The sequence below is a fragment of the Bradyrhizobium sp. SZCCHNR2028 genome (assembly GCF_032380995.1).
Lineage (GTDB): Bacteria > Pseudomonadota > Alphaproteobacteria > Rhizobiales > Xanthobacteraceae > Bradyrhizobium.
In genome coordinates, this window is record NZ_JAUHJF010000030.1 from 24134 (window position 1) to 36321 (window position 12188).

The following is a 12188-nucleotide window of genomic DNA, read 5'->3' on the forward strand; positions in this document are numbered from 1 at the left end:
ATGATTAGCGCCGCGTCCAGTTCGGATTGCTCTCGGCCTCGCTCTTGGCGGCCTCGGTGAGCTCGGCCGAAATGGCCGCGGTCTGCTGCGGCGTGCCCCAGCTCGGCGCGTCGCTGCCGTCGCCCCATTTCTTCGGCCGGTAGAAGGTGTGAACGCCGAACTTGTACATGCGCTTCATCTCGGCGACCCAGGACGGCCGCACCCAATAGGCATGATAGTGGGTCGACTTGCCCACCTCCGGCAGCCAGATCAGCCCGTCCAGCATGGCCTTCGCGATCTTCTTGGCGCGATCCCACATCTCGGGCTCGCGGATCACATCCGGATTGTTGTCGCAGGCGAAGGTGAACTGGCAGGCGAAGTGGCGGTATTTGTTCTGGTAGACGACGCCGCACACCGTCGTCGGATAATAGCCGGAGAACGCCCGGTTCAGCACGACCTGCGCCACGGCCATCTGGCCGCGCACCGCCTCGCCGCGGGATTCGAAATAGATCGCTTCGGCAAGGCACTTCTCGGACTTGAAGCGCGCCTTCTCGTCCGTGAGGCTCAACCGTTCGGCCGGAGTCCTGTCGCGCTGATTGTCGGTGTTGACCTCGCCTTTCGGCGCGATGCTCTCGCCGCCATCACCGGCCTTGGCGGCATCGTCGGCCGGATGTGACAGCACCGCCATCGGCTTGAGGTCCGGATCCGGCATCACGATCAGCGGCGCCTCGCCCGGCAGCCATGTCTCCATGGTTCCGGCGGCAACGCCCAGCGACGACGTGCCGAAATAGAGATTGGACGTCTTGATGTTGAGGCCGTCATAGCTGACGGCGCCATCTGCCAGAATTTGGTCGGCTGCAGGCTTCAGCTCGCCCGATGGCTGGATCTCGGACTTCGCCGCGTCGTACTGCACGAGCGGCGGCGCGCTCAGCGCCTCCTGCAATTCGGGATCGAGTGCAGAACGCTGCGGGAGTGGCGCCTGCGCCGGTGCTTCCGTCGTCTTGGCGCCGAACACCGAGGAGTTCGAATTGGGTTGCGTCGAGGGCGTGGGTGCAGGCTCGGAGGGCGCAGGCTCGACGGGCGCGGCCGATTCGGTCGGCTGCGCCGACGGCGTCGGGGGGCGCACGACGAGACGATCGCCCTTCAGCGTGCGATCGACCTTGGGGAAGTCGGAGGCCTGATAGCGTGGCGGAACCTGCAGCGCCGGATTGCGCGGCGTCGATCCGGTGATGTCGAGATCGCGCCCATCGAGGCTTGCGAGGCGGATGCTCACCGCCTGCGGCGCCGAGGTTCCGATCGGACGACCGAAACTATAGGTGGCGAGCTGAATGGAGGCCGCAGCCGAGAACACACGCTTCTGCCAGCGTTCGGCGACGCCCGGCTGGCGGGCGAGCAGAGAAGCGATGTCTTGATACCCGGTCTCTGTCGGCATCAGAGCGAAGACGCAGAGACCGAGTCCGAAGGACGCAAATCGCGCGCCCTTCGGATCGGGACGCAGAACTAACATCGATACGCTCAACGCAACGCTTACTGGATCGACCGAACAACAGTGCTTCCGTGCAATTCGATCTTCTCTCTTCGTATCGGGTTTAGGTTGCCGAGGAGTTAATCCGCGTTGCAATTGTGAAACAGGCAAGCGGGGAAGTTGCAGAGCGCCGAGCGATCGATATGCGTGGTAAATGGCGCACCGACGAGAACGGGTGAACATTCAGTCAACAGATGCGGTGAATGAAAATCATCTGCACATCATGAGGCGGAGTGTTCCATCGGCCTGCGACGTTCGCTCTCTCCACTCGTCATTCCGGAGCGCCCCCGGAATGACGGCAGTGGTGGAGAAGAAGTGCACCTTGCGTCACGTGCGCGCCGCATCGCGACGAACCCTCACCAATGAAAAAGGCCGGCAACATGTGCCGGCCTTCGTCAGATCAGATCGATCGCAGCAGGATCAGGCCTGGCTCGCGATCTCCTTGCCGAGCGCGGATTGCGCAGCGGCGAGGCGCGCGATCGGCACGCGGTAGGGCGAGCACGACACGTAGTTCATGCCGACCTTGTGGCAGAACGCGACCGAGGCGGGATCGCCGCCATGCTCGCCGCAGATGCCGACCTTGAGGTTGGGTCGCGTGGCGCGGCCGCGCTCGACGCCGATCTTGACCAGTTCGCCGACGCCCTCGCGGTCGATCGAGATGAACGGATCGATCTCGAGAATGCCCTTGGCGACGTAGGCGCCGAGGAAGCTGCCGGCGTCGTCGCGGCTGATGCCGTAGGTCGTCTGCGTCAGATCGTTGGTGCCGAACGAGAAGAACTCGGCGGCCTCCGCGATCTGGCCGGCCATCAGCGCTGCGCGCGGCAGCTCGATCATGGTGCCGACCTGGTACTCCAGCTTGGCGCCGGTCTCGCGGATCACGGCCTGCGCCATCGCGTCGATGCGCGCCTTGACCAGGTCGAACTCCGCCTTGGTCGCGATCAGCGGCACCATCACCTCGAGGCCGACGGCCTCGCCGGTGCGCTTCTCGGCCTCGACCGCCGCCTCGAAGATCGCGCGCGCCTGCATCTCGGCGATCTCCGGATAGGCGATCGCGAGACGACAGCCGCGGAAGCCGAGCATCGGGTTGAACTCCGACAGCTCGCGGGCGCGGTCGGCCAGGCGCCGCGGATCGGTGTTCATCGCGCGGGCGACTTCCTCGACCTCGGCCTGGGTGTGCGGCAGGAACTCGTGCAGCGGCGGATCGAGCAGGCGGATCGTGACCGGCAGGCCCTTCATGATCTCGAACAGCTCGACGAAGTCGGCGCGCTGCATCGGCAGCAGCTTGGCGAGCGCGGCGCGACGCTCCTGCTCATCCTCGGAGAGAATCATCTCGCGCACCGTGCGGATGCGCGTCTCCTCAAAGAACATGTGCTCGGTGCGGCACAGGCCAATGCCCTCGGCGCCGAACTTGATCGCGGTGCGCGCATCCTCCGGCGTATCGGCATTGACGCGCACGCCGGTCTCACGCACGGCATCCGCCCAGCCCATCAGGGTGCCGAACTCGCCGGACAACTCCGGCTCGATCATCGGCATGCGGCCGGCCAGCACCTGGCCAACGGAGCCGTCGATGGTGATGACGTCGCCGGTCTTGAAGGTGCGGGAGCCGATGCTCATCGTGCCGCGGCCGTAGTCGACGCGGATGGTGCCGCAGCCGGACACGCAGGGCTTGCCCATGCCGCGCGCGACGACGGCGGCGTGCGAGGTCATGCCGCCGCGGGTGGTGAGGATGCCCTCGGCGGCGTGCATGCCGTGGATGTCCTCCGGCGAGGTCTCGATGCGGACCAGGATCACCTTGCGACCGTCGGCCTGCAGCTTGGTGGCCTCGTCCGAGGAGAACACGATCTCGCCGGATGCAGCGCCCGGCGAGGCCGGCAGGCCGGTGGCGACCACGTCGCGCTTGGCGGAGGGATCGATGGTCGGATGCAGGAGCTGATCGAGCGAGGCCGGATCGACGCGGAGCACGGCGTCGCTCTGCGAGATCAGGCCCTCATTTGCAAGCTCGACCGCGATGCGCAGCGCCGCCTTGGCGGTGCGCTTGCCGCTGCGGGTCTGCAGCATCCACAGCTTGCCGCGCTCGACCGTGAACTCCATGTCCTGCATGTCACGGTAGTGCTTCTCGAGCAGCGTGTAGATGCGGATCAGCTCGTGGAAGGCGTCGGGCATCGCGACTTCCATCGACGGCCGGTCCGAGCCGGACTCCCGACGCGCGTCCTCGGTGATGTCCTGCGGGGTGCGGATGCCGGCGACGACGTCCTCGCCCTGCGCGTTGATCAGGAACTCGCCGTAGAGCTTGCTCTCGCCGGTCGAGGGATTGCGCGTGAAGGCGACGCCGGTGGCCGAGGTGTCGCCCATGTTGCCGAACACCATGGCCTGGACGTTGACGGCGGTGCCCCAGGATTCCGGAATGTCGTGCAGCTTGCGATAGGTCACCGCGCGCGTGTTCATCCAGGATGAGAAGACGGCGCCGATCGCGCCCCACAACTGGTCATGCGGGTCCTGCGGGAAGTCCTTGCCGGTCTCGTGCGCGACCGCGTCCTTGTACTTGCCGACCAGCATCTCCCAGTCCTCGGAGCTCAGGTCGGTGTCGAGCTGATAGCCCTGGGTGTCCTTGAAGCTGTCGAGGATGTCCTCGAAATGATGGTGCTCGAAGCCGAGCACGACATCCGAATACATCGTGATGAAGCGGCGATAGCTGTCGAAGGCGAAGCGGCGATCGCCGGACAGCTGTGCCAGCGCTTCCACCGTCTGGTCGTTGAGACCGAGATTGAGCACGGTGTCCATCATGCCCGGCATCGAGGCGCGGGCGCCGGAGCGCACCGAGACCAGCAGCGGGTTCTCCGGATCGCCGAACTTCTTGCCGGTCAATTTGCCGATGTAGTCGAGCGCCTTGTCGACCTGCGACTGCAGCTCCTTCGGATAGGTCTTGTCGTTGGCGTAGAAGTAGGTGCAGACCGAGGTCGGAATGGTGAAGCCCGGAGGCACCGGCAGGCCGAGATTGGCCATCTCGGCCAGATTGGCGCCCTTGCCGCCGAGCAGGTCGCGCAGGCCGGCTTTGCCTTCGGCCTTACCGTCACCGAAGGTGTAGACCCACTTGTTCGGCTTGATCGCGGTGACCGCGCTCTTGGCCGGGGCCTTCGCAGCCGACGCCTTCACAGCCTTGGCGACCGGCTTGGCAGCCGTCTTGGCCGGCTTCTTCGGAGCGGTTTTCACTGGCGCTTTCGGTGCAGACCTGGGCGCGACCTTGGCCGGGGCCTTGGCGACGGGCTTCGACGCCGTCTTGAGCGCCTTGCGCGGTGGAGCGAGTGCTGCGGTCTTGGCCTTGCCCGGCTTGGAAGGCTTTGATTTCGCTGTAACTTTCTTAGACTTCGCTACCGCTTTGGCCATGAGGTGCTTCGATCCGCAAATGGGAGGAGAAATCGCGCGCCTTACACCACTTTGGGCGCCGCGGCGCAAGCTCGGGGGTTCCCGACCTTGGGACTAGAACCTGGGGACTAGAAGTGCAGCCACTTCAGCAGGCCCATGCCGATCAGGCCGTTCAGGATGAGGAAGATCGCGACGATCAGGTTCAGCAGGCGCGGCATGATCAGGATCAGGACGCCGGCGATCACGGACATGATCGGCGAGATATGGGCAACGGTCAGGGTCATCGACAAGCTCTGAATGATTGAAGGACGAGGCTGGGGCGATTCGATTTGGCCGGACTTTATCCTGGCCCATCGTGGCGGAATAGGAGACGCACGGCACGAGTTCCGGTTCCCCCACCGCTGAATCTGCCGCAAAAATGCCGCCGGTTCCACGTCGCCCTGCGCGGAACGATGACCTGTTGCCGGCATTGGGAAGCAGGTGCCGGCACGCGCCGGTTTCTCTCAGCGATCACCAGCTCAGGAGTCCCGTCCCATGCGAACCCATCTCACCCTTGCTGCCCTCGTGGCCGCACTCGTGATTCCGGCGGCCGCACAGGCGCAATCCTACACGACGGGCGTCGGGCGCAGCGTCGTGGTCGAGGAGGACGCTCCAGTGATCACGGTCGAGCGACGGCCGGAGTTTCGCGAATATGTCGTGCGCGAGCGTGTTCCCAACTATGTGATCCCCGATCGCGTCGTTGTTGGCACCGTGCTGCCAGAGTCCGGTGTTACATATTACGACGTTCCGCAGCGCTTCGGTGCGACACCTTATCGCTACACCGTGGTCAACGGCGAAACTGTCTTGGTCGAACCGCGATCGCGGCGGATCATTCAGGTCGTTGAATAGTTATAGAGCTGCATTTGGTCGCCAACGCCCCCGCAAGCGGCCAGATGTAAAAGGCCCTGCCCGGTTCCCCCCGCCGGGTAGGGCTAATTTTTATTGGCGCGTAACTTGTAGGATGGGCAAAGCGGCCGCCGAAGGCGGCAGCGTGCCCACCATTCGGCAGCAACTCCGCTGCGAGACGGTGGGCACGGCGCCATTGCGATCGCGGGACGTGGGGATAGCACGGCAGCGCCTTTGCCCACCCTACGTTGCGATAGGGCGATCAGCCCTCGATTTTTGAGAAGTCGGCCACCGCACGCGTCGCGCTGCGGATCTCGTTCAAGAGCTTCAGCCGGTTCTCGCGGATCTTGGCGTCGTCATCGTTGACCTTCACCTTGTCGAAGAACGCATCGACCGCCGGCCGCAGCTTCGCCATCGCGTGCATCGCGGCGGCAAAGTCCTCCTTGGCGACGGCAGCGCCGGCGTCCGCCGCGACCTCGCCGATCGCCTTCGCCAGCGCCTTCTCCTCATCGAGCTTGTAGAGTGCAGCATCCGGCGTGCCGTCGAACTTGCGCTTGTCCTTCTTCTCCTCGATCGCGAGGATGTTGGACGCGCGTTTGGTGCCGGCGAGCAGGTTCTTGCCGTCGTCGGTCTCGAGGAATTTTCCGAGCGCCTCGACGCGGCGGACGACCATCAGCAGATCGTCCTGGCCGCCGAGCGCGAACACGGCGTCGACGAGATCGTGGCGCGCGCCCTGCTCGCGCAGTTGCACCTTGAGGCGGTCGGCGAAGAAGGTGAGCAGATTGATACAATCTGCCGATCCTTTTTCGAAATGGAACAGCTCCACTGCCTTCTCAAAGCTTTCTTCGCGAGCTTCAAGAATTTTGTCGGCGATCGCTGGCTCAAACAATCCTTCGAGCGTCGCAAAATGAGCCCGAAAATTAGCTGAGCTGAACCGGAAGATTCGTGACGATACTTGCCGATGAGCTGCCCGGCATGCGTCTATCAATTTTAGCCTAAGACCATTTTCGACGACAAGTCGTATCACGCCCAGCGCTGCACGGCGCAACGCATACGGGTCCTTCGAGCCCGTCGGCTTTTCGTCGATAGCCCAAAAGCCGACCAGCGTGTCGAGCTTGTCGGCAAGCGCCACGGCGACACTCACCGGATCCGTCGGCACGCGATCACCCGGCCCCTGCGGCTTGTAGTGCTCCTCGCAGGCGGCGGCGACGGACGCATCCTCGCCCTGGGCCAGCGCGTAGTACTTGCCCATCAGGCCTTGCACTTCCGGAAATTCGCCGACCACTTCGGTCAGGAGGTCCGTCTTGGCGAGCTTCGCCGCACGCGCGGTCTTCGTGGCATCGGCACCGACCAGCGGCGCGATCTCGGCGGCGAGCTTCTCGATCCGCGCGATGCGCGCGGCCTGTGTGCCGAGCTTCTCGTGGAACACGATCTGCTCGAACTTCGGCAGCCGGTCCTCGAGCTTCGTCTTCAGGTCCGTCTCATAGAAGAACTTCGCGTCCGACAGCCGGGCGCGGATGACGCGCTCGTTGCCGGCGATGATGGTCTTGCCGCCGTCGGTCGCCTCGATGTTCGCGGTCAGGATGAACTTTGGCGCCAGCCCGCCGGTCTTGGGATCGCGCACCACGAAGCATTTCTGGTTGTTGCGGATGGTGGCGCGGATCACCTCGCCGGGGACCTTGAGGTACTCCGGATCGAACGAGCCCATCAGCACCACCGGCCATTCGACCAGGCCCGCGACTTCGTCGAGCAGCACGGGGTCCTCGACCAGCTCATAGCCTTGCGCAAACGCGAGCTGCTTGGCGTCGGTGACGATGGTGTCCTTGCGGCGGTCAGGATCGAGCACGACCTTGGCGTCGAGAAGCTTGGCCTCATAGTCCTCGAAACGCCGCACCGAGATTGGCGCGGGCGCCATGAAGCGATGGCCGTAGGTGGTCTGTCCCGCCTCGATGCCGTCGACGGCGAAGCCGATGACGTCCGGCTCCTCGGTCTCAAGGCCGAACGTGGCGGTGATCGCATGCAGCGGCCGCACCCAGTTCAACGCGCCGGGCCTTTCCGAGCGCTTGCCCCAGCGCATCGATTTCGGCCAGGGGAACGTGCGCACGATCACCGGCAGCATCTCGGCGAGCACGTCGAGCGTGGCACGGCCGGGCTTCTCGATCAGCGCGACGTAGAAGTCGCCCTTTTTCGGATCGCGCTGGATCGTGGCTTCCTCGATCGAGGACAGGCCGGTGGCCTTGAGAAAACCCTGGATCGCCGCATCGGCGCCGCCGACGCGCGGGCCCTTCCGCTCCTCCTTGAGATCAGCCTGTCGCGCTGGGATGCCGTGCACGGTCAGCGCCAGCCGGCGCGGCGTCGCGAACGCCTTGGCGCCCTCATAGACGAGACCCTCGGCGACCAGCTTGTCGGTGACCATGCGGCGCAGATCCTCCGCCGCCTTGGCCTGCATGCGCGCAGGGATTTCTTCGGAGAACAGTTCGAGAAGGAGGTCGGGCATATTTAGAACTCGTTCGCAGGGCTGGCGGTGCTGCACTCCCCTCCCCCTTGCGGGGAGGGGTTGGGGGTGGGGGTCAGCGCGCGCTGAAGGTCGTGGGGAGCATCGTTGGCACAGCCGAGATCATCATTGTCGGCAAACGACCATGTGCGACCACGTACAAGGCCGTGGAGACCCATCAGGCATCTCGCCTGGGGACCCCCACCCCCGACCCCTCCCCGCAAGGGGGAGGGGGGCAGAGGCACCGCGTGTGTTGCGAGGTTGAGCTGCAAGACAAATCTCGATGCGAATGAGGAATTATTTTCCCGAGCGCCCCTCCCGCTCCAGGAATGATGAAGCGTCCGAGCCGCGAAGCTCTAACCAGCCCCCGCCCCGCCCGCCTCCGTATGCAGCCAGGCTTCGCCGCAGGCTTTGGCGAGCTCGCGGACGCGCAGGATGTAGCTCTGGCGCTCGGTGACGGAGATCACGCCGCGCGCATCGAGCAGGTTGAACACGTGGCTCGCCTTGATGCACTGGTCGTAGGCCGGCAGCGCCATCAGGTGCTCCCGACGATTGCCCTCGCGCCAACCGGCATCGAGATATTTGCGGCAGGCGCCCTCGGCCATCTTGAACTGCTCGAACAGCATGTCGGTGTCGGCATGCTCGAAATTGTGCCGGGAGTATTCCCGCTCGGCCTGCAGGAAGACGTCGCCATAGGTCACCTTGGCGTCGCCGTCGCGGCCGTTGAAGTTGAGGTCGTAGACGCGGTCGACGCCCTGCACGTACATCGCCAGGCGCTCGAGGCCATAGGTGAGCTCGCCCGCGACCGGCGCGCATTCGAAGCCCGCGACCTGCTGGAAATAGGTGAACTGCGACACCTCCATGCCGTCGCACCAGCACTCCCAGCCGAGACCCCAGGCGCCGAGCGTCGGGCTCTCCCAGTCGTCCTCGACGAAGCGGATGTCGTGCACGGCGGCGTCGATGCCGATGGCGCCGAGCGACTTCAGGTACAGCTCCTGAAGGTTCGGCGGCGACGGCTTCATGATCACCTGGAACTGGTAGTAGTGCTGCATCCGGTTCGGATTCTCGCCGTAGCGGCCGTCCTTCGGCCGCCGCGACGGCTGCACATAGGCGGCATTCCACGACTTCGGCCCAAGCGCGCGCAGGGTCGTCGCCGGGTGGAAGGTGCCGGCGCCCATCTCCATGTCGTAGGGCTGCAGGATCACGCAGCCCTGCTCGGCCCAGAACCGCTGCAGGGCCAGGATGAAGCCCTGGAACGAACGTTCGGGGCGCATGTGCGGAGGTAGCGAGTCCATCGTCGGTATCGGTCTTTCGCAGGCGTCGGAAAAGCGCGCGGACCGTATCGGCGGGGACATCAGGAATCAAGGCAATAGGGTCTCCGTCTCCGAACGGCGGCGACGTGCCGTCGTTCGAAGATCAGCGGCTCGCGTCAGCCCGGCCGGTAGGCGCCCGTGACGGGATCGCGGCGCAGAGTCTTGATCTCGGCTGTCTGCGCGGCCTCGGCGACGCGCGACAGTCGCGCCTCTTCGAGCTCCCGGTTGATCTTCTGAGCGGCCTTGTAGGCCCAGCGAACCACGGCAAGCCCGCCCAGCATACCCGCGAAAGCAACGAACGGCGGCATTGGTCGATCCTCGTTCATGAACAGAGCCACCCCGATTCCCATTGTCGCCGATCCCGGTTCCCCCCGCAATCCGGATTGCGAGGGGCGAAATGGCGCGACCTCCAGTCTAGAACCCGAAACGGGCCCAGATCGCCCGGGTTTCGGCCGCGGAGATCAGCTCCTCGGCCAGCCCCGTCCAGCCGAATCCCAGGCTGCCGGCGCCCGCGGCGCGGCGGCCGAGCAGACCCGACAACAGGCCGGCCGCCGGCGCCACGACAGGCGTTGCGACCTTGTCGCCGAAGCGGGTGCGCAGCACCGCGCGCAGGTCGCCGATGGCGTCCGCCAGCCCCAGCGTGACGGCGCTGTCGCCGGCCCAGTACTCGCCGGTGAACAACACATCGTCGGCGCCCTTCAGCCGGGTCGCGCGGCTCTCCTTGACCAGCGAGATGAACAGCGCGTGGATCTCGCGCTGGATCTTCTTCAGCCGCGCCACGTCGTCGGGATTCTCCGGCAGGAACGGATCGAGCATCGCCTTGTGCTCGCCGGCCGTATACAGCCGGCGCTCGATGCCGATCTTCTTGATCAGGTCCTGCAGCCCGAACGAGCCGCCGACCACGCCGATCGAGCCGAGGATCGAGGAGGGATCGCAGAAGATCTCGTCGCCGGCGCAGGCGATCATGTAGCCGCCGGAGGCCGCGACGTCCTCGACGAACACGAGCACCGGCAGCTTCTTCTCCGCGGCGAGCTGGCGGATGCGCAGATAGATCTGGCGCGACTGCACCGGCGAGCCGCCGGGCGAATTGATCACCAGCGCCACGGCCTTGGCGTTGCGCATGGAGAAGGCGCGCTCCAGCACCTTGGCGACGCCCGCAAGCGTCAGCCCCGGCCGCAGCGGCGTCACTGCGCCGATCACGCCGGACAGGCGGACGACCGGCACCACCGGTACGCCGCGCAGCCGCGCCGGAAGCAGCGCCTTCAGGCGATCGAAGAGCCCGGCCGCATCGCTGGGTTGTGTCAAATTGTCCACCATCCTGTTACCTCGGATTAACCACTTTTTATCGCGCCGCTGCCATTCAAAGGGCTGGAACGAGCCTTGCAATCTCCTGGGCAATCGCACGGCGAGCCAAGGTGCAGAGTGCGGCGGAGGAATACATGAAGGTCTACCTGTTGATGCTGCTGATCGGTACTCTATTGACTGCGATCCGTTTCACGACGGTAACCGAACGCCAGTCAGAAGCTCAGACGCAATAACGCCCGACCTCGATCAACCGTTCAGGGGGTGCTCAAAGCCAGCGCCCCCTGGCCCGACAGCACACGCACGGCCTCGTCATTCGGCACGCCTGCCGCCTCATTCAGCACCACTCCGGCAAGAATCTGGGTCGGCGCCCGCCCTCCCTTAACAGCCCTGACCAGGATACGGATCGCCGGTCTGCCCGCTTGGCCGTGAACCGGTTGAACGGCAAGACTGCCGAAGCCACGCGCCAGCGCCGCGACAACCTCGCTCAAACCATCGGCCCGCCAGATCAAGGTCAGCACGCCACCGGATTTCAGCATCCGCCGCGCGGCATGCGTCCAGATCTCCAACGTCGTCGCCGTTGCCATGTGCGCGGTCGCGCGCGCGGCGTCGGGCGAGGCGCGGTGGCGCGCGGCATCGTGGAACGGCGGATTCATCAGCACGACGTCGACACTGTCGGGCCCGAGCCCTGCGGCAGCGAAAGCGGCCGCGTCCGCGGCGATGTCCAGCACCACGACCTCCGCCGGCAAGGCATTGGCGCGTGCGTTGTCGCGCGCGAGGCACGCCAGATCCGGCTCGCGCTCGACCAGCGTCAAGCTGAGACCGCCGACGCGCCGGGCCAAGGCCAGCCCGGCCGTCCCTACGCCGGCACCGAGATCGACCACGCGATCGCCCGAACGCGCGGCCGTCGCCGCCGCCAGCAGGATTGCATCGTGGCCGGCACGATGGCCCGTCGTGGGCTGCCGCAGCCGCAATTGGCCGCCGAGCACCGCATCCTCGGAAATGTCGACAGCGTCACTCATCAGGGCGCAGTTCATGCGCCAGACCGGCGTCGGTGAGAAGCCGCCGAGCCTGGAGATTGTCGTCCTCGTGCACGAGGATCCTGCGCGGCAGGATGCCGAGCGAGCCTTCGATGACGCTCATGTTCTGATCGAGCACGAGGTGATGGATGTCGGCGCCGTCGAGCAGCGCCCCTATCGCCGAAACCAGCACGATATCATTGGTCCGAACCAATTCCTTCAATCGTTATGTCTCCATGCGGGCTTGGGTCAAGAAGGCTCGGGTCAAGACGGCTCGGGTCAAGGTTCCGTGTCTGCCCTTGCCGCCT

General features: G+C 65.4%; 10 protein-coding genes. 1 reads left to right on the plus strand and 9 read right to left on the minus strand.

Features of this window, described 5'->3' with window-relative positions:
- Positions 1-4: 4 nt before the first annotated feature.
- The 3 genes from QX121_RS29420 to QX121_RS29430 all read right to left on the minus strand — a co-directional run bounded on the left by QX121_RS29420 (position 5) and on the right by QX121_RS29430 (position 5151).
- Positions 5-1486, minus strand: a complete 1482-nt coding sequence (locus QX121_RS29420; RefSeq protein WP_315776176.1) for a cell wall hydrolase — start codon at positions 1484-1486, stop codon at positions 5-7.
- 438 nt (positions 1487-1924) lie between these two features.
- Complete coding sequence (ppdK, locus tag QX121_RS29425; RefSeq protein WP_315813702.1) at positions 1925-4888, minus strand: pyruvate, phosphate dikinase; 2964 nt, start codon at positions 4886-4888, stop codon at positions 1925-1927.
- Between the two features lie 107 nt (positions 4889-4995).
- Complete coding sequence (locus tag QX121_RS29430) at positions 4996-5151, minus strand: DUF3096 domain-containing protein (protein ID WP_012042558.1); 156 nt, start codon at positions 5149-5151, stop codon at positions 4996-4998.
- Positions 5152-5401: 250 nt separating this feature from the next.
- On the opposite strand from QX121_RS29430, the gene QX121_RS29435 reads away from it, so the two are divergent.
- Positions 5402-5755 (plus strand): DUF1236 domain-containing protein, encoded by a 354-nt coding sequence (locus tag QX121_RS29435; protein ID WP_315717233.1) that lies wholly within the window; start codon positions 5402-5404, stop codon positions 5753-5755.
- Between the two features lie 259 nt (positions 5756-6014).
- Here QX121_RS29435 and glyS read toward each other — a convergent pair whose 3' ends face one another.
- The 6 genes from glyS to QX121_RS29465 form a co-directional block, all read right to left on the minus strand.
- Positions 6015-8249: a glycine--tRNA ligase subunit beta gene (gene glyS / locus QX121_RS29440; RefSeq protein WP_315813703.1), complete on the minus strand. Its 2235-nt coding sequence runs from the start codon at positions 8247-8249 to the stop codon at positions 6015-6017.
- A 353-nt stretch (positions 8250-8602) separates the two neighbouring features.
- A complete protein-coding gene (locus QX121_RS29445) occupies positions 8603-9541 on the minus strand; it encodes a glycine--tRNA ligase subunit alpha (protein ID WP_315813704.1) in 939 nt (312 codons plus the stop codon).
- A 134-nt stretch (positions 9542-9675) separates the two neighbouring features.
- Positions 9676-9867, minus strand: a complete 192-nt coding sequence (locus QX121_RS29450; RefSeq protein WP_315739963.1) for a hypothetical protein — start codon at positions 9865-9867, stop codon at positions 9676-9678.
- A gap of 106 nt (positions 9868-9973) precedes the next feature.
- The gene (locus QX121_RS29455) at positions 9974-10876 is read right to left on the minus strand and encodes a S49 family peptidase (RefSeq protein WP_315813705.1); all 903 of its coding nucleotides are present in this window, start codon (positions 10874-10876) and stop codon (positions 9974-9976) included.
- Between the two features lie 242 nt (positions 10877-11118).
- Positions 11119-11883: a tRNA1(Val) (adenine(37)-N6)-methyltransferase gene (locus tag QX121_RS29460; RefSeq protein ID WP_315813706.1), complete on the minus strand. Its 765-nt coding sequence runs from the start codon at positions 11881-11883 to the stop codon at positions 11119-11121.
- Positions 11876-12103: a DUF2007 domain-containing protein gene (locus QX121_RS29465; protein ID WP_315739960.1), complete on the minus strand. Its 228-nt coding sequence runs from the start codon at positions 12101-12103 to the stop codon at positions 11876-11878. The genes QX121_RS29460 and QX121_RS29465 overlap by 8 nt, the downstream gene beginning before the upstream one ends.
- Positions 12104-12188 lie beyond the last annotated feature (85 nt).